This window comes from Xenorhabdus bharatensis (genome assembly GCF_037996705.1).
Classification (GTDB): Bacteria; Pseudomonadota; Gammaproteobacteria; order Enterobacterales; family Enterobacteriaceae; genus Xenorhabdus; species Xenorhabdus bharatensis.
The window spans coordinates 145,139-162,342 of record NZ_JBBMXG010000007.1; the positions used below are offsets into that span (position 1 = coordinate 145,139).

The 17,204-nt window shown below is 43.6% G+C and carries 19 protein-coding genes; 16 read left to right on the forward strand and 3 right to left on the reverse strand.

From position 1 onward, the window contains the following. Positions 1–10: 10 nt before the first annotated feature. The 10 genes from lptE (at position 11) to ybeD (ending at position 9,069) form a co-directional block, all read left to right on the forward strand. On the forward strand, positions 11–538 hold the full coding sequence (lptE, locus tag AAC855_RS08750; protein ID WP_340609196.1) for an LPS assembly lipoprotein LptE: 528 nt from the start codon (positions 11–13) through the stop codon (positions 536–538). Beyond that, on the forward strand, positions 535–1,602 hold the full coding sequence (gene holA, locus AAC855_RS08755) for a DNA polymerase III subunit delta (RefSeq protein WP_340609197.1): 1,068 nt from the start codon (positions 535–537) through the stop codon (positions 1,600–1,602). The genes lptE and holA overlap by 4 nt, the downstream gene beginning before the upstream one ends. Continuing rightward, positions 1,586–2,272 (forward strand): nicotinate-nucleotide adenylyltransferase, encoded by a 687-nt coding sequence (nadD, locus tag AAC855_RS08760; RefSeq protein WP_340609198.1) that lies wholly within the window; start codon positions 1,586–1,588, stop codon positions 2,270–2,272. Before holA ends, nadD begins: the two co-directional genes overlap by 17 nt. A gap of 98 nt (positions 2,273–2,370) precedes the next feature. Further along, complete coding sequence (gene rsfS, locus AAC855_RS08765) at positions 2,371–2,697, forward strand: ribosome silencing factor (protein ID WP_340609199.1); 327 nt, start codon at positions 2,371–2,373, stop codon at positions 2,695–2,697. 2 nt (positions 2,698–2,699) lie between these two features. Next, complete coding sequence (gene rlmH / locus AAC855_RS08770) at positions 2,700–3,170, forward strand: 23S rRNA (pseudouridine(1915)-N(3))-methyltransferase RlmH (protein WP_099137604.1); 471 nt, start codon at positions 2,700–2,702, stop codon at positions 3,168–3,170. A 36-nt stretch (positions 3,171–3,206) separates the two neighbouring features. Next, on the forward strand, positions 3,207–5,135 hold the full coding sequence (gene mrdA / locus AAC855_RS08775; protein ID WP_340609200.1) for a peptidoglycan DD-transpeptidase MrdA: 1,929 nt from the start codon (positions 3,207–3,209) through the stop codon (positions 5,133–5,135). Positions 5,136–5,139: 4 nt separating this feature from the next. Further along, a complete protein-coding gene (mrdB, locus tag AAC855_RS08780; RefSeq protein ID WP_340609239.1) occupies positions 5,140–6,252 on the forward strand; it encodes a peptidoglycan glycosyltransferase MrdB in 1,113 nt (370 codons plus the stop codon). A gap of 12 nt (positions 6,253–6,264) precedes the next feature. Then, entirely contained in the window at positions 6,265–7,272 is a 1,008-nt protein-coding gene (gene rlpA, locus AAC855_RS08785) for an endolytic peptidoglycan transglycosylase RlpA (RefSeq protein WP_340609201.1), read from the forward strand. A 216-nt stretch (positions 7,273–7,488) separates the two neighbouring features. Beyond that, positions 7,489–8,697 carry a D-alanyl-D-alanine carboxypeptidase DacA gene (dacA, locus tag AAC855_RS08790; RefSeq protein ID WP_340609202.1) on the forward strand — a complete coding sequence of 403 codons (1,209 nt, stop codon included), beginning with the start codon at positions 7,489–7,491 and terminating at the stop codon, positions 8,695–8,697. Positions 8,698–8,805: 108 nt separating this feature from the next. Continuing rightward, complete coding sequence (gene ybeD / locus AAC855_RS08795; RefSeq protein ID WP_086953830.1) at positions 8,806–9,069, forward strand: DUF493 family protein YbeD; 264 nt, start codon at positions 8,806–8,808, stop codon at positions 9,067–9,069. 115 nt (positions 9,070–9,184) lie between these two features. On the opposite strand, the gene AAC855_RS08800 is transcribed toward ybeD, so the two are convergent. Continuing rightward, the gene (locus tag AAC855_RS08800) at positions 9,185–10,645 is read right to left on the reverse strand and encodes a TrkH family potassium uptake protein (RefSeq protein WP_340609203.1); all 1,461 of its coding nucleotides are present in this window, start codon (positions 10,643–10,645) and stop codon (positions 9,185–9,187) included. Positions 10,646–10,826: 181 nt separating this feature from the next. Here AAC855_RS08800 and lipB point away from each other — a divergent pair, with 181 nt between their 5' ends. The 3 genes from lipB to crcB all read left to right on the forward strand — a co-directional run bounded on the left by lipB (position 10,827) and on the right by crcB (position 12,959). Beyond that, entirely contained in the window at positions 10,827–11,462 is a 636-nt protein-coding gene (lipB, locus tag AAC855_RS08805; RefSeq protein ID WP_340609240.1) for a lipoyl(octanoyl) transferase LipB, read from the forward strand. A gap of 144 nt (positions 11,463–11,606) precedes the next feature. Next, entirely contained in the window at positions 11,607–12,572 is a 966-nt protein-coding gene (gene lipA / locus AAC855_RS08810) for a lipoyl synthase (protein WP_340609204.1), read from the forward strand. A gap of 12 nt (positions 12,573–12,584) precedes the next feature. Continuing rightward, positions 12,585–12,959 carry a fluoride efflux transporter CrcB gene (gene crcB, locus AAC855_RS08815; protein WP_340609241.1) on the forward strand — a complete coding sequence of 125 codons (375 nt, stop codon included), beginning with the start codon at positions 12,585–12,587 and terminating at the stop codon, positions 12,957–12,959. A 69-nt stretch (positions 12,960–13,028) separates the two neighbouring features. Here the strand turns inward: crcB and cspE are convergent, their stop codons facing one another. Both cspE and AAC855_RS08825 read right to left on the reverse strand, forming a co-directional pair. Next, a complete protein-coding gene (cspE, locus tag AAC855_RS08820; protein WP_045969514.1) occupies positions 13,029–13,238 on the reverse strand; it encodes a transcription antiterminator/RNA stability regulator CspE in 210 nt (69 codons plus the stop codon). 197 nt (positions 13,239–13,435) lie between these two features. Then, positions 13,436–13,912, reverse strand: coding sequence for a methylated-DNA--[protein]-cysteine S-methyltransferase (locus AAC855_RS08825; RefSeq protein WP_340609205.1), 477 nt, complete (start codon positions 13,910–13,912; stop codon positions 13,436–13,438). 1,383 nt (positions 13,913–15,295) lie between these two features. Between AAC855_RS08825 and AAC855_RS08830 the strand changes: the two genes are divergently transcribed. From AAC855_RS08830 to mprA, 3 genes are all read left to right on the forward strand, one after another. Then, positions 15,296–16,087 (forward strand): AzlC family ABC transporter permease, encoded by a 792-nt coding sequence (locus AAC855_RS08830; RefSeq protein ID WP_340609206.1) that lies wholly within the window; start codon positions 15,296–15,298, stop codon positions 16,085–16,087. Continuing rightward, positions 16,080–16,415, forward strand: coding sequence for an L-valine transporter subunit YgaH (gene ygaH, locus AAC855_RS08835; protein ID WP_340609207.1), 336 nt, complete (start codon positions 16,080–16,082; stop codon positions 16,413–16,415). The genes AAC855_RS08830 and ygaH overlap by 8 nt, the downstream gene beginning before the upstream one ends. A gap of 129 nt (positions 16,416–16,544) precedes the next feature. Beyond that, complete coding sequence (mprA, locus tag AAC855_RS08840) at positions 16,545–17,072, forward strand: transcriptional repressor MprA (RefSeq protein ID WP_099121678.1); 528 nt, start codon at positions 16,545–16,547, stop codon at positions 17,070–17,072. The last annotated feature ends 132 nt before the right edge of the window (positions 17,073–17,204 follow it).

The window sequence follows — 17,204 nt, forward strand, 5'->3', positions numbered from 1 at the left end:
AGGAAAGAGTATGCGACATCGTATTTTCACGTTGTTGCTGGGGTTAGCGGTGCTGGTCACCGCTGGCTGCGGCTTTCATCTACGTGGTACAACACAGGTTCCCAAAGAACTCCAGACATTACAGCTCAACTCTGGTGATCCTTATGGGCCATTGGCACGGGCAGTACGTCAGCAACTACGTCTGAACGATGTCAGAATTGCTGAACAGGCCAGTGCCTCACTGCCAATTCTGAAATTACTGGGCTCAAGTGAAAACAATGTCACGGTTTCAGTCTTTCAGGATGGTAAAGCGGCGGAGCGCCAGATGGTGCTGGATGTTGATGCACAGGTTCTGATGCCGAACGGTAATATTTATCCACTAGAGGTAAGGGTTGAACGTTCGTTTTTTGATAACCCATTGGAAGCTCTGGCAAAAGATGCGGAAAACGAACTTGTTAAGCAGGAAATGCGTGAACAAGCTGCTCGTCATCTGATACGCAAACTGCTGACAATTCAAAGTTCAGAGCAACCTAAATCTGCTGAAACACAAAAGCAATGATCAGACTCTATCCTGAACAACTTCTTTCGCAGCTCAATGAAGGGCTGCGAAATAACTACCTGCTATGGGGCAATGAACCGTTGCTGCTACAGGAAAGTCAGGACAGTATCCGTAAAGTAGCTGAACAGCACGGCTTTGTGGAGCATTTCTCATTCTCACTGGATAATCATACCGAGTGGGATGAAATCTTCAGTTTATGCCAGTCACTCAGCCTGTTCGCCAGCCGTCAGTCAATTACCCTGTTATTACCTGAAAATGGTCCCAATGCAGCAATGGCGGAGCGTCTGGCTAAGCTATCAGAATTACTGCATGACGATGTTTTATTGATACTCCGTGGGCATAAACTGACCAAGGCACAAGAAAACAGCATCTGGTTCAAAGCCATCGGGAAAAATGGTGTTTATGTCAGCTGTCTCAATCCTGAGCAAAACCGTCTGCCTCAATGGGTCGCACAACGAGCTAAAAGTATGGGCCTGTCACTGGAAGATGAAGCTAACCAGCTACTGTGTTATTGCTACGAAGGAAACCTGCTGGCATTGTCTCAGGCGCTGGAGCGGCTTTCGTTGCTCTATCCTGATAATCGCCTGACGCTTCATCGGGTCGAAGAGGCTGTCAATGATGCAGCACATTTCGCCCCTTACCATTGGGTCGATGCTCTACTGGCGGGCAAAGTCAAACGCGGATGGCATATCCTGAAACAATTGCGGCAAGAAGATACCGAAGAGATTATTCTGCTTCGTACTATACAGCGAGAACTGATGCTACTCTTAACCTTTAAGCGTCAGGAAAAAACAACACCTTTAAAGACCCTGTTTGATCAACATAAAGTCTGGCAAAACCGTCGGATGCTTTTGACTGCCGCATTACAACGGCTATCACTGCAAGATCTGCACTCAGCTATACACTTGTTGACCCAGATGGAGTTACGCATCAAACAGGATTATGGCCAATCTATTTGGGCTGACCTGGAAACCCTTTCTATGCTGCTGTTATACGGAAAAGACCTCGGAAAAACGCACGGAAAAATATTACCAGAGAGCTTTTTGAATGCTTCACACCACTAATTCATCCTTAACTCATCCACCGTTAAATTCACCGATTATTCATGCTTTATTTGGTGGTACTTTTGACCCCATCCATTATGGTCATTTACGTCCGGTAGAAGCATTAGCAAAACTGGCGGGGCTTAAACAGGTTATTCTGTTACCTAACCATGTTCCGCCGCACCGCCCTCAACCAGAAGCCACCGCCCAGCAACGGCTGGAAATGGTGCGTCTGGCAGTACAGGATAATCCCCTGTTTACTGTTGATACGCGGGAATTGCAGCGTGAGACACCTTCTTATACGGTTGATACATTAAAATCATTCCGTGAAGAAGTCGGTGAGCAGTGCCCGCTAGCATTTATCATCGGGCAGGATTCCCTGCAATCCATTCATACCTGGCATCGCTGGTCTGAATTACTGGATATCTGTCATTTACTGGTCTGTTCTCGCCCCGGCTATTCAAGGCAGCTTTCAACGCCAGAAATGCAGGAATGGCTTGAACAGCACAAAATTGATACCCCCGCACCATTAAGTCATAAATCACATGGTTACATTTATCTGGCCGAAACACCGTTGTTGGATATTTCAGCAACTGATATTCGCCGCCGCCATCAACAGGGCTTAAACTGTGATGATTTATTACCTCCATTAATACAAAATTATATTGATTCCCAGCAGTTATATAGTTGATAGTTAAATCATATGTGATTTCCCGGCTCAGCAGCTTACGTTTATAGAGACGGGCATGCTATTATTCTGCGTTACTCAACTACTTTGATAAAATTAAGGTGATCCTTTTGCAAGGCACAGAACTACAACAATTTATTATTGATAAACTTGAAGATTCAAAAGCACAGGATATTGTTTCTATAGATGTTCGTGGAAAATCCAGCATTACAGACTGCATGCTGATCTGCACCGGTACATCAACTCGTCACCTGATGTCAGTCGCTGACAATCTGGTTGATGACTGCCGCGAAGCCGGCATTATGCCTCTGGGTGTCGAAGGACAAGGGATCTCAGACTGGATTGTTGTAGACCTCGGCGAAGTCATGGTGCATGTCATGCAGGAAGACAGCCGCCGGATGTATGAACTGGAAAAACTCTGGAGCTGAGTTTGAAGTTACAACTTGTCGCTGTAGGAACAAAAATGCCGGACTGGGTACAGACCGGCTTCATGGATTACTTGCACCGTTTTCCCAAAGATATGCCGTTCGAACTGATTGAAATTCCGGCAGGAAAACGGGGCAAAAACGCCGATATCAAACGTATTCTGGAAAAAGAAGGCGAACAGATGTTATCGGCTGTCAGTAAAGGCAACCGGATTGTCACGCTGGATATCCCCGGTTCCCGTTGGGAAACGCCCCAACTGGCACAACAGCTTGAACGTTGGAAACAGGACGGAAGAAATGTCAGTTTACTGATTGGTGGCCCAGAAGGATTAGCTCCTGCCTGTAAAGCCGCGGCAGAACAAAGCTGGTCACTTTCTCCACTGACTCTTCCACACCCTCTGGTACGGGTTTTGGTTGCTGAAAGCCTATACCGGGCATGGAGTATCACAACTAATCACCCTTATCATCGGGAATAAATTAGGTAATCTATCACCGTGAATTCTGGTAATGGGATGAAGAATAAACGAACTCCTTTTCGCGATCATACGGCTGAATCAGCCCTCTTTATACGCCGCGCACTCGTGGCGTTTGTTGGCGTTATCCTTTTAACCGGAGTTCTGATTGCCAACCTCTATAATCTCCAGATCACCCGGCACGAAGATTACCAGACACGCTCAAACGGGAACCGTATTAAGCTTGTTCCCATTGCGCCGAGCCGTGGGCTCATTTATGACCGTAACGGCACACTTCTGGCGGCTAACCGTACAATTTACCAATTGGAGATTGTGCCACAAAAAGTTGATGACCTTGATAAGACAATCAATGAGCTGCGTTCTATCGTCGGGTTAACTGATGAAGATATCGAAAATTTCCAAAAGGAACGCCGACGTGCCCGTCGTTTTACCCCGATTCCCCTGAAAACACCGCTGACTCAGGTACAGGTTGCCCGGTTCTCTGTCAATCAGTACCGTTTCCCCGGTCTGGAAATCAAAGGATATCAACGCCGCTATTATCCTTATGGCTCTGCCCTCACCCACGTTATCGGCTATGTCTCTAAAATTAATGATAAAGATGTAGAACGGCTCGAGCAGGAAGGGATATTACAGGATTATGCGGCGACTCATGATATCGGCAAACTGGGTATTGAACGTTATTACGAACCCATTCTGCATGGCAAACCCGGCTATGAAGAAGTTGAAGTTAATAACCGTGGTAAAGTTATCCGCCAGTTACACGAGCAACCGCCGCAAGCGGGTAAAGATATCTACCTGTCAATAGACTTAGAGCTGCAAACTTACATTGAAAAGATCCTGACAACCAGCCGGGCAGCCGTTGTTGTTACCGATCCCCGGACTGGCGAAGTACTGGCGATGGTATCGACTCCAAGCTATGACCCCAATCTGTTTGTTGATGGGATTTCCAGTAAGGATTATAAGGCACTGCTCAATAACCCTAACCGCCCGCTGATTAATCGTGCAACACAAGGCGCATACCCTCCGGCCTCCACAGTAAAACCATTTATTGCTGTTGCAGCACTAAGCAGCGGTGTCATTACAAAGAATACAACTATCCATGATACTGGCAGGTGGCAACTACCTAACTCCAATATGAGTTACCGCGACTGGAAACGTTATGGGCATGGCCTGTTGAATGTGCATAAGGCTATTGTTGAATCGGCTGATACCTTTTTCTATCAGCTCGCCTATGATATGGGCATCGATAAAATCTCTGAGTGGATGATAAAATTTGGTTACGGTCAGTTTACCGGCATTGATCTGAAAGAAGAGACTGCGGGTAATATGCCAACCCGTGAATGGAAACAAAAACGCTATAAAAAACCTTGGTATCAAGGTGATACAATATCTGTCGGTATCGGTCAGGGTTACTGGACCGCTACGCCGATGCAGATGGTGAAAGCCCTGATGATATTAATCAATGACGGCGAGGTGAAAACACCCCACTTCCTGCTGAAGACGCATCTGAACAATAGCGTACACCCTTACCAGCCTCCTGTCATTGAACCTATCGGAGATATTCATTCCGGCTATTGGGAGGTCGCTAAAGAGGGAATGTATGGTGTTGTCAACGCTCCGAACGGGACAGCACGCAGGTTTTTCGTCGGTACTCCTTATAAAGTCGCAGGCAAAACAGGTACAGCTCAGGTGTTCAGGTATGAAACCTACAATGCAAGTAAACTTGCAGAGCATCTGCGGGATCACAGTTTAATGATTGCTTTTGCGCCTTACGATAATCCAACTGTTGCCATCTCCATTATTTTAGAAAATGGAGGGGCAGGGCCACGTGTTGGCACCATCGTACGCCAGATTTTAGATCATATCCTAATCAAGCATGATAAGGATCCCTCTACTACTGAGCCTGCTGATAAAAACAGATCACTACCCGCAGGAAAGCCCGCCAGCGGGACACGAGTTAATGAGTAATGCTATGACAGAATCGCAGAAAAAAGTTCCTTTCTGGAACAGGATACATATAGATACCCCGTTGCTATTGTGCATTCTGATACTGCTTGCCTACAGCCTTTTCATTATGTGGAGCGCCAGCGGGCAGGATGCTGGCATGATGGAGCGTAAAATCGGGCAAGTGCTTATCGGGCTGGTTGTGATGATAGTTCTTGCTCAGGTACCGCCCCGAATATATGAAAGTTGGGCACCTTACCTTTATATTGTCTGTGTCATCCTGCTTATTCTTGTTGATGTTTTCGGGCAAATAAGTAAAGGGGCACAACGCTGGCTGGATCTGGGCATTGTACGTTTCCAGCCGTCAGAAATTGCCAAAATTGCGGTTCCTCTCATGGTGGCCCGCTTTATGAACCGGGATCTTTGCCCCCCTTCCCTGAAAAATACGGGAATTGCATTAATCCTGATTTTCCTGCCAACCCTGCTTGTCGCGGCACAACCTGACTTAGGTACATCTATCCTGATCGCCGCATCCGGGTTGTTTATCCTGTTTCTGGCTGGTATGAACTGGCGCTTAATCGCGATTGCCGTTGTATTGGCAGCCTGTTTTTTACCGATATTGTGGTTCTTTCTGATGCATGACTATCAACGGGCCAGAGTCATGATGCTATTAGATCCGGAAAGCGACCCTCTGGGAAAAGGCTACCATATCATTCAATCAAAGATTGCCATTGGCTCCGGCGGATTATTTGGAAAAGGCTGGTTACAGGGCACACAGTCACAATTAGAGTTTTTACCTGAGCGTCATACCGATTTCATTTTTGCGGTTCTGGCGGAAGAACTGGGATTAGTGGGTGTCATCGTATTACTTGCCCTTTACTTACTGATCATTATCCGCGGGCTGATTATTGCAGCCAAAGCACAAAATACTTTCGGCCGTGTCATGGTTGGGGGGCTAATATTGATATTGTTTGTTTATGTTTTCGTTAACATCGGCATGGTTAGCGGTATCTTGCCGGTGGTCGGCGTGCCCCTGCCACTGGTCAGCTACGGAGGCTCGGCATTGATCGTCTTAATGGCTGGATTCGGCATAATCATGTCGATACATACCCATCGCAAGTTATTATCCAAAAGTCTATGAGGAAGAGATTTCATGCGTCAACAATGGCTTATTCTCGGCATAGTGGCTGTACTGATTTCAGGTTGTACAACAAAAAATGAAAAAGATGCCACCTCCGTTCTGCCCATTCCGACCCGTGATGTTTTAGGTGCAGAGCCTGTCTATGAGCCTTATCATCCCAGCGCTAATCAGGATTACACAAAAGATGGCGTGAATTACCACATCGTCAAGGATCCGGCCCAATTTACTCAGACAGGGTATGCCAGTGTATTTGGTGAAGGATCCACCGGTAAATTGACCGCGATCGGAGAACGGGATACACCCTATGCACTGACAGCCGCCCACCCGACACTGCCAATACCGGGCTATGTCCGTGTCACCAATTTAAGTAATGGGCGTATGATAATCGTCAGAGTTAATGATCGTGGCCCTTACAATCAGCCGGGAAAAATTATCGAATTATCACGGGCTATTGCCGATCGTCTGAATTTAATGCCGCAAAGCAAAGTTAAGCTGGATGGCATTCAGGTTGCTGCTGATGGCTCACTAGCAGGTTTGGGTACAGAAGGTTCAACCATTATCAAACAAAGCTATGCACTACCTGACAGGCCTGCACTGAATCCATCATCAGTTTCAGCCACAGGCACGGCCCCGGTTTTATCTGAGCAAACTCACTCAGAACAGAATCTATCCGCAAATACTGCCAGTACAGAGAATCAAAGCGCCTCACAACCTGAGAAGCCTGCTTCTGTGCAGGAGCCTCCGGCACAAACAAAATCAGTTGCCACATCTCCTGCCACACCAGAATCAGCTAACACATCTGGCTATATGGTACAGGTTGGCGCTGTCAGCACTGAAGCGAAAGCCAGAGAGTGGCAACAATCGTTAAGTAAACGCTTTAATACACCCGGACGAGTGATTCAGTTTGGTCATGTTTACCGCGTACAACTGGGGCCTTTCAATGCCCGCCAGCAAGCCGTAGAGCTCCAAAAGAAATTAACGGATCAAATGCAACAATCCTCCTTTATTACTACTCCGTGATGAGCTGATGCCCCGCTGATATTTGCCTTTATTCAGGCCATTATCAGTGGGGAGAAATCAAGTAAGATACAGGTAATCATGGAGTACAGCGTAATCGAGTAAAAAAGTGCAAATATCCTTCTGTCCCAATTTTGTTTAATGTCACTCTTTTCGTCATTTGTTATGATGTGACTTATCTTTTATCAATGCTTCTTCACGGATGTTATCTAATCAATCATGAAATACATAGTTACTTCCCGTTTTATTAAAAATGCCACGCTGAGCATTGCTCTGGCAGTCAGTGCTTCTGCATTCGCCAACACCGAAGATAGCTTCAAAACTATGATCCCCGGTGTTCCACAAATCGATGCTGAAGCCTATATTCTGATTGATTACAATTCAGGAAAAATATTGGCTGAAAAGAATTCAGATATCCGTCGCGATCCTGCCAGCCTGACAAAAATGATGACCAGTTATGTGATTGGTCAGGCTATTAAATCCGGGAAAATTAGCCCGGATGATATCGTTACAGTAGGTAAAGATGCCTGGGCAACAGGAAACCCTGTTTTCAAAGGCTCCTCCCTGATGTTTTTAAAACCCGGCGATCAAGTTTCTGTTGCCATGCTTTCCCGCGGCATTAACCTGCAATCAGGTAATGATGCCTGTGTTGCCATGGCGGATTATGTGGCAGGTAGTCAGGATGCGTTTGTCAGCCTGATGAATAAATATGTCCAGAGCTTAGGGTTAAAAAATTCCCATTTTCAGACGGTTCATGGTCTGGATGCCGCAGGTCAATACAGTTCTGCCCATGATATGGCGCTGATTGGTCAGGCGTTAATCCGCGATGTACCGGATGAATACGCCATCTATAAAGAAAAAGAATTCACTTACAACAACATTCGCCAGCCTAACCGTAACGGTTTACTGTGGGATAAGAGCCTGAATGTTGATGGTATTAAAACAGGGCATACCAGCGGTGCTGGCTATAACCTTGTCTCTTCCGCCACGGAAGGTAACATGCGTCTGATTGCTACGGTAATGGGCAGCCCGACCTTCAAAGGCCGTGAAACAGACAGTAAAAAACTGCTGACTTGGGGCTTCCGTTTCTTTGAAACGGTTTCCCCATTGCAGGCAGGTAAAGAATTCGCCTCTGAACCCGTCTGGTTTGGTGATAGCGATAAAGTACAACTGGGCGTCGAAAAAGATGTTTACCTGACTATTCCTCGTGGTCGCCTGAAAGATCTGAAAGCCAGCTATGTTCTGAACAATAATGAGTTACATGCCCCACTTCCCCAGAATCAGGTTGTTGGCACCATCAATTTCCAGCTTGATGGTAAAACGATTGAGCAACGTCCTCTGGTCGTGATGCAAGAAGTGAAAGAAGGTGGTTTCTTTAGCCGTTTGGTTGATTATATCCGTTTGATGTTTCATCACTGGCTTGGCTGATATCTTGAAAAATTAAAGTTAAACCACATATTCATATAACTTGTCAGAAAATAGTCATGCCACGGTAGAATGCCTTATTTTTCCGTGGCGAATAAATCAGGAGTGCCCATGAAAACGAAATTAAATGAACTGCTTGAGTTCCCCTGCTCATTCACTTACAAAGTGATGGGCCTCGCTCAGCCTGAGCTGGTGGACCATGTTGTTGAAGTGGTTCAGCGCCATGCACCGGGCGATTACTCCCCAGATGTGAAACCAAGCAGCAAAGGCAACTATCACTCTGTTTCTATTACCATCAATGCAACTCACATTGAGCAGGTTGAAACTCTGTATGAAGAGTTAGGCGCACTGGAACTGGTGCGTGTCGTGCTGTAATGCATCACTTTGTTAATCTGTGATTATTCCGACAAAGCGCTGGCAAAAAACCAGCGCTTTTCTCTGTCTACTCTACTTTTCTACCCGATTTCGCCCATTATCTGTTCACTCACGCTCAAAAACGCCAGAACGCTTTCGAACACAGGATCAAAATAGGATAAATTTCTAACCTTCCCAATAACATAGCAGCACACATCATCCATTTTGCTACTGCACTAAGGTTACCAAAACCTTGTACTGTATCGCCGTAACCGACTCCCATGTTATTGATACATGCAGCAACCGTGGCAAAGGAAGTCACTAAATCATAACCAAGAAGATTTAGCGCCCAAATAAAGAAACAGCTACAAAAAACATATAAGAAGAAAAAACCCCAGACCGAACGCAGCACCCTTTCCTGTACAGGTGCCTGACCCACTTTGATGGTTGAAATCGCATTCGGGTGAATAAGTTGATTAATCTCACTGAAACTTTGTTTTGTCAGGATCAGGAAACGTAATGCTTTGATGCCTCCACAAGTGGAACCAACACAACCACCAAAGAAACTGACAGCTAATAACATCAGCATCGTATGAGGTGGCCACTGTGCATAATCGGACGTCGACAGACCATTATCTGTCATCATTGAACTGGTCATAAAGAAACCATGCACAAACGAGTCTTTCAGCCCATACATGCCGGAACGGTATAACTCCAGCCAAATAATGCAAACTACGATGAAAAGTACCAACAGGAAAAATTTAAACTCTGCATTTTTCAGTAACGGTTTAAGGCTTCTCCGGGTCAGAATGACAAAATAAAGTGTGAAGTTAACTGCCGACAGTATTGAGAAAACACCGCCCACCATTTCAATCAGGGAGTTGTCATAATAGCCAAGACTTTCATTACGGGTCGAAAATCCCCCCAAAGAAACGGTTGATATCCCATGACAAATGGCATCAAACCAAGACATCCCGGCAGCCCAGAAGCTGAACGAACAGAGTCCACCCAATAACAGATAAACTACCCATAGGCTTTTGGCACTATCAGCCAGACGTGGCGTCAATCTCTCCTCTTTAAATGGGCCCGGCATTTCTGACTGATAAAGTTTTACGCCACCAATCCCAAGCAGCGGCAAGATTGCCACGGCAAGAACAATCACGCCCAAGCCACCGATAAAATTCAACTGGGCACGATAATAAAGAATGGATTTAGGTAAGGTAGAAACATCATTCAGTACCGTCGCTCCAGTGGTTGTAATACCGGATACACCTTCAAACATGGCATCAACAAGATTGATACTCAGGCTTTTATCCAGTACGAAAGGCAAGGCACTCAGCAACGAAAAGAGCAACCAGAACAAGACGATAATAAGAAATCCGTCCTGAGTACTGGGTTGTACTTTCGTTTTTCGAGTGAAATACCACCCAACGCCGCCCAAAATTAACCCGATTATAAAAGTTTCTAAAAAAGCAAAAACGCTTTTTTCTTTATAAAATAGGGCAACAAAAGTTGGCAGCAACATTGAGAGGCTGTAAAGGAGCACCAGAGAACTGCAAAGATGCCCTACAATCAAAAGTTGGTTTTTTCTGACCATCTGTTAGCTCAAACAGAAAACAAGGGGGAAATCATCAAAATATATAACTATGATAATATAAAATTTAAATATATTCGTCTAATTAACATTATTCGTGTATTAGCGCATTGCCGAACTGGTGAGAATCCTTTTAGGGCGTTATACTGGCGGGCAATTTTTGTTAACCGATGATGACAGTCCATTGCAACATAACACCGTTATTTTACGCCAGTTGGGTATTCAACCCTACGAGCCGGTTTCTGAAGCCATGCACCAGTTCACCGAGCAGCGGACAGCGGAAACTCCCGATGAAATCTGGTTTGTCCAGCATGAGAAAGTGTTTACACAAGGTCAGGCGGGTAAAGCAGAACATATCATTGCCGCAGGTGATATTCCTGTTATTCAGTCCGACAGGGGTGGGCAAATCACTTATCATGGTCCCGGGCAGCAGGTCATGTATATTTTGATCGATTTGAAACGCACTAAGCTCGGGGTTCGTCAGCTGGTCACTGCGATTGAAAATACCGTTGTTGAAACGTTAGCGCATTTTGGCGTTGAATCTTATGCCCGGGCCGATGCTCCGGGGGTATATGTCAATGGTAATAAAATTTGTTCATTGGGATTGCGTATCCGAAAAGGATGCTCTTTTCATGGGCTGGCCTTAAATATTGCCATGGATTTACAGCCATTTTTGCGCATTAATCCATGTGGATATGCAGGTATGCAAATGACCCAGCTGAGTGACCTCGTTACCGGGATCACTGTTGAAGATGTACAGCCCGTTCTGGCACAAAAATTCTGCCAGATCTTGGGATTCCAACTCACCGATGAAAGATGATATAATTTTTTAACATTTTTCAAAAAAATTTGAATAGTCTTATTGCCCCGATGAACTGGGTGCTGAATTTCGTTTATGAATCAGTAAAATAGTCATCAGGCAATAAATTACAATCTGAAGAATATAACTGGAACCAGCACGATTATGAGTAAACCAATTCAGATGGAACGTGGTGTCAAATACCGCGACGCAGATAAGATGGCTTTAATCCCTGTGAAAACAGTGGTTACAGAACGTGAAGCACTCTTGCGTAAACCTGAGTGGATGAAAATCAAACTTCCTGCGGATTCCAGCCGCATTCAGGGAATCAAAGCTGCAATGCGCAAAAATGGGCTGCACTCCGTCTGTGAGGAAGCCTCCTGCCCTAACCTTGCAGAATGTTTTAATCACGGAACCGCGACCTTTATGATCCTGGGTGCTATTTGTACCCGCCGCTGCCCGTTCTGTGATGTGGCACATGGCCGACCAAACGCGCCTGATGCTAATGAACCGATTAAACTTGCGCAAACCATTCAGGATATGGGGCTACGCTACGTTGTTATCACGTCCGTTGACCGTGATGACTTACGTGACGGCGGAGCACAGCACTTTGCTGACTGTATCACTGCGATCCGTGAAAAAAATCCATCAATTAAAATTGAAACTCTGGTACCGGATTTCCGTGGTCGTATGGATCGCGCACTAGAAATTATGACCGCAACACCGCCTGATGTGTTTAACCACAATCTGGAAAACGTACCACGTATGTATCGTCAGATCCGTCCGGGCGCTAATTATGAATGGTCATTAAAATTACTGGAAAGATTTAAAGAAGCACATCCGGATATTCCGACCAAATCCGGCCTGATGGTAGGTTTGGGAGAAACTAACGAAGAAATTCTGGAAGTCATGCGTGATTTGCGCAAACATGGTGTCACCATGCTGACGTTGGGGCAGTATTTGCAGCCTAGCCGCCATCATTTGCCGGTACAGCGTTATGTCAGCCCGGCAGAATTTGATGAAATGAAAGAGGCCGCCTTAGAAATGGGCTTTACCCACGCAGCCTGTGGCCCGTTTGTTCGTTCATCTTACCATGCAGACATGCAGGCCAAAGGCATGGAAGTCAAATAAGCGATACCGCTACTGATGAACCTTGTTCTTGCTGTATTTATCGGTGGTGGCATAGGCAGCGTCTTACGCTGGTTTATCAGCCTCCGCCTGAATCATATCTCAGCACCGATTGCCGTTGGGACTCTGACGGCTAACTGTGTTGGCGCATTTATTATCGGGCTGGGGCTGGCTTATTTCAGTAAAGCGACACATATCGATCCCATCTGGAAACTTCTGTTAACAACAGGCTTCTGTGGTGGCCTGACGACCTTCTCTACATTTTCTGCTGAAGTGGTTTATTTATTACAGGCAGGGAAAATCAGTTGGGCACTGGGCAGTATTCTGGCAAATGTGATTGGCTCATTATTGATGACCATGCTCGCCTTTGCTGTGATAAACAAGCTCTGAGGTAGCGAGTGCCAGAAAACATAAAAAAACCCGTTTTTATAACGGGTTTTAAAAATACGGGATTAGAAATTAGATCGCGACAACGTTTGCAGCAGATGGACCTTTCGCACCCTCGGTGATTTCAAATTCAACTTTTTGGCCTTCTGCCAGTGTCTTGAAACCATTTGATTGAATGGCGGAAAAGTGTACAAAAACATCTTTGCTACCATCTTCTGGAGTGATAAAACCAAATCCTTTAGATTCGTTAAACCACTTAACGTTACCTTTAATTTTAGACATCAAACTTACCTTTAATAAAAATGACACAAACTCCGTGCTACATACAGTACAACAAATAATATAGCTTACTGTCTGCAACCTAGATCACGAAATATATAACAAAACGCCCAAAAGGCACGTTTTGTTTAATTTCATTGATTTATTTTATACGCCAATCGCCATTTCACAAATCAATTGGCATTTCATTTTAGTTTTGTTTACTTTTTTACCTTCTTTTTCTTCTCGTGCTCCAGCAGCCATTCCTTAATATTCAGCCCCCCCGTATATCCGACTAACTTACCATCATGGCCAATTACCCGATGGCAGGGGACAATCAGTGAAATAGGATTACGTGAGTTCGCCATACCAACGGCACGGCAATAATTTACCGAACCCAACGTTAGTGCTAATTGTTTGTAACTCCACATCTCACCAAATGGGATATTACAGAGCTGTTTCCAAACCCGCTGCTGAAATTCAGTTCCCTGCATACTTAAAGGAACCGTAAATGAATCTCGCTTTCCTTTAAAATATTCTTGTAACTCTTTTACACACTGCTTAGTTATCGCATTTTTAGATTCTAATTCTTTCTTTTCATTAACAAAATAAATACTAGTAACGCCTTCATCATTAGCAGTGACGTGCACATAAGGTTTAGGAAAACCTTCTGGAGTATTCAGATAATGGTGATACATAAACTACCTCCATTTAATTTATTGTTAATAATTTCTGCACTATTTCTATACTAGCCTAAAGCTCTCCTTCATCAATTTGCAATGATGAATTCAGTTACACATCTGACAATTTGATAAAGAAACCATACCGCCTACTGATAATAAAAATCAGAGGATTGCCAATAAGATATAATACCTTACTTTTAATAACACACATTCAAAAAAGATAAAAACACCATATATTGATAAAAAATACAAATTAAAACACCATATATAGCATCGCTCTCATAAAGAGAGTATCAAAGTATAATGCATCAATACTCTTTTTTATTCTTCAATAAGTGCCCGGACCAATAAAGAATTTTACCAGAAGAGTGATAATTTATGGCAAACACCATTGGTTCCCGGGTAGTTATACTCATCGAAAATCAGACGCAAACACTTTTCATCTGGCAGCGATAACAAATAAATCTCAACGTATGTCCTCCCCCAGAAGAGATAAATTCCTGAGGATTTATTTTTCATCCCAGCCATGACATCAATATTTTTTCTATTAAATCACGCCGCCTGCAATGAAAGATTCAAATTAAGTCTTAAATGCAAACAGTTATCTACAAAACAGATTATCTTTTGATTAACAATAATAAACAATAATTTGTCAACGTAACTCAGCGCTTCGGTATATAGCTTGGAAAATTTATCGAGATTAAGCCATTAAAGAGAATATACCTTCTCACAAAGCTAAATATTTATTACATGACAATTAAACCCAAAGTCAGGAGTCTATATAACCTATTCCGTTATTGCCCAAAAACAGGCTATTAATTTAACTACGATAAATCTGAACATTTGCAAAAAAAACAGGATTTATGTCTTCATAATCGCCTGATAAAACTGTTCAAAAGTCAGAAAAATATCAATAATCAAGGTAATTGTATAAGTTCAGATAACTAATAACGGAAGATTCTCCGTAATAAAAACAGTATGATTTCCGGTCAGACGAATTTTCACTCATACCCTATTTCAATGCGACAAAAAATATAATCAGGGGATATACATGGGTGAGAAAATTTAGCATCCGATAAAAAAACACCGGAAAAAAGAGATTCATTCTGATACATAAAAATATGACTCAGACAGAGATCCTGTTCAGACAACATTCAATACACGCGTCTTCAGAGCAGCCGGAATCGACACAGCAAAATCCCCCTTCTTCTGCCCTTGTTCGTAGCGACACATAAATTTATTAACAAATCAACACCCATATCCTTGATTACTCCATTTTTTCGATCAAAATCATTGTTCTCAATAATATTTATTAAATAATTTAGACATTTCACATTTTCACTTTTATTATATTTTGTTAATGTTGTTTTACCTGTTAACAAAAAAATAAACTACCCTATGTCGATATCTGATACACCCGTGCCCGATAGTTTAAGCTCAGACACGCCGATCAATAACCACGCTATAACAGGCAAAAGTTCCTCATTCATTGAAGGTATTTTTGATAGTCTCCCCATTGTTATCGGCTATATCCCTATCTCTTTCGCTTTCGGTCTAAGTGCAGTCAAACTGGGTTTTTCCCCTCTCGAAGCCATATTTTTTTCGTGTGTCATCTACGCAGGTGCAAGTCAGTTTGTTATCACCGCATTACTCAGTGCGGGTACATCATTATGGGTTGCCGCTCTGACGGTTATGGCGATGGATATCCGCCACATTCTGTATGGCCCGGCTTTACGCTATCGGCTCACACAAAAGTTATCCCAAAAGAAAACGGTTATTTGGGCATTCGGGTTAACCGATGAAGTTTTCGCCGCTGCTACAACAAAATTAATAAAAGATCAGCGCAGCTGGAGCGAAAACTGGATGGTCGCCATTGCTATGTGTTCCTGGCTTTCATGGGTATTGGGCACAGTAGCCGGTGCATTGCTGGGAAATGGTTATCTCGAATCATACCCCGCTGTTGAAGCAGCAATGACGTTTATGTTGCCAGCCCTGTTTTTAAGTTTTTTGCTCTCTTCCTTCAAAAAACAAAATAATTATTGTGTTATTGCTTCCCTGACAGGCGCACTAATAGGTGTCATATTTTTTTCTATCCCGGTTGCCATCTTGGCAGGAATTATTGGTGGCTGCTTAGGTGCCCTTGTACAGGCTCACCTAACTCCATTGGGGGGAAAAGCATCTCATGATTGATCATAAAATATTCATAATTGGAATGGTTGTAGGAATAGCCAACTTTTTATTCCGCTATCTGCCGCTGTGCTTTGGCTCGAATCGTTCTCCCGGAGCAAAAATGGGAAACATAGGGATCATATTGGACAGTATTGGAGTGGCATCAATTTGTTCGCTTCTCATCGTTGCAGGAATTCCTGAAGTGATGCGGGTACATCATAAGTTTTTTCCTACACTGTTAGGCTGTCTGGCTATCGGTATATGCTTCTATAAAACACGTAGCATTATCATATCTACACTGTCTGGAGCAGCCATTTTTGGGTTAACATTCAAAGTATTTATGAATTAGGTATCAATATTAAAAGAAATATGATGATAATAAATAACTATAATTGCTAAATTTAACTTTTAATATAGTATTTGTATGGTTTTTAACAGAAGTTACTTTACCGGTTGAAACTAATAAGGTATCTAAACAATGGAAAGTTCATTCACTCCCACAGAAGAGTTGCTTAATTGCCGTGTTGCACAGCAAAAAGAGTTGAACAAAAGTTTGCCCTATCAAGAGATATTACTGACTCGCTTATCGATGCATGTCCAGAGTAAGATGCTGGAAAATAGAAATAACATGCTGAGAGCTCAAGGAATCAACGAAACCTTGTTTATGGCACTGATGATCCTGGATACCAAAGAAAGTCGCAGCATTCAGCCATCAGAACTTAGTGCAGCGTTGGGTTCTTCTCGTACAAACGCAACTCGAATTGCTGATGAATTAGAGAAGCAAGGCTGGATAGAAAGAAAGGAGAGCCACAACGACCGCCGTTGTCTCCACCTTCATCTGACAGAAAAAGGTACAATTTTTTTGAATAGTTTACTCCCGCCTCAGCATGAGTGCTTGGTTAAACTTTGGTCTGCCCTTGATCTGGAGGAACAGAAACAATTAGAGAATTTGATGAGAAAATTGCTGACACAGTTGGATAATATTGGGGATTGTTTGAAAAAGTGATTGTTTCTCCCTGAACAGTACTGAGTCAAAAAATCGCATAATGGCAATATGACCTAAAAAAACTTTTCCGCTAGCCGGTATCATTTGATACTTCATATGGCTAACTATTATCCTCTGATAATAATCAATCCC

Coding starts and splice junctions, on each gene's coding strand:
- mrdA (WP_340609200.1), top strand. CDS start 3,207: ATGAAGAATAAACGAACTCCTTTTCGCGATCATACGGCTGAATCAGCC.
- ygaH (WP_340609207.1), top strand. CDS start 16,080: ATGATTGATCATAAAATATTCATAATTGGAATGGTTGTAGGAATAGCC.
- AAC855_RS08830 (WP_340609206.1), top strand. CDS start 15,296: ATGTCGATATCTGATACACCCGTGCCCGATAGTTTAAGCTCAGACACG.
- rlpA (WP_340609201.1), top strand. CDS start 6,265: ATGCGTCAACAATGGCTTATTCTCGGCATAGTGGCTGTACTGATTTCA.
- holA (WP_340609197.1), top strand. CDS start 535: ATGATCAGACTCTATCCTGAACAACTTCTTTCGCAGCTCAATGAAGGG.
- AAC855_RS08800 (WP_340609203.1), bottom strand. CDS start 10,645: ATGGTCAGAAAAAACCAACTTTTGATTGTAGGGCATCTTTGCAGTTCT.
- lptE (WP_340609196.1), top strand. CDS start 11: ATGCGACATCGTATTTTCACGTTGTTGCTGGGGTTAGCGGTGCTGGTC.
- mrdB (WP_340609239.1), top strand. CDS start 5,140: ATGACAGAATCGCAGAAAAAAGTTCCTTTCTGGAACAGGATACATATA.
- ybeD (WP_086953830.1), top strand. CDS start 8,806: ATGAAAACGAAATTAAATGAACTGCTTGAGTTCCCCTGCTCATTCACT.
- nadD (WP_340609198.1), top strand. CDS start 1,586: ATGCTTCACACCACTAATTCATCCTTAACTCATCCACCGTTAAATTCA.
- cspE (WP_045969514.1), bottom strand. CDS start 13,238: ATGTCTAAAATTAAAGGTAACGTTAAGTGGTTTAACGAATCTAAAGGA.
- AAC855_RS08825 (WP_340609205.1), bottom strand. CDS start 13,912: ATGTATCACCATTATCTGAATACTCCAGAAGGTTTTCCTAAACCTTAT.
- lipA (WP_340609204.1), top strand. CDS start 11,607: ATGAGTAAACCAATTCAGATGGAACGTGGTGTCAAATACCGCGACGCA.
- dacA (WP_340609202.1), top strand. CDS start 7,489: ATGAAATACATAGTTACTTCCCGTTTTATTAAAAATGCCACGCTGAGC.
- mprA (WP_099121678.1), top strand. CDS start 16,545: ATGGAAAGTTCATTCACTCCCACAGAAGAGTTGCTTAATTGCCGTGTT.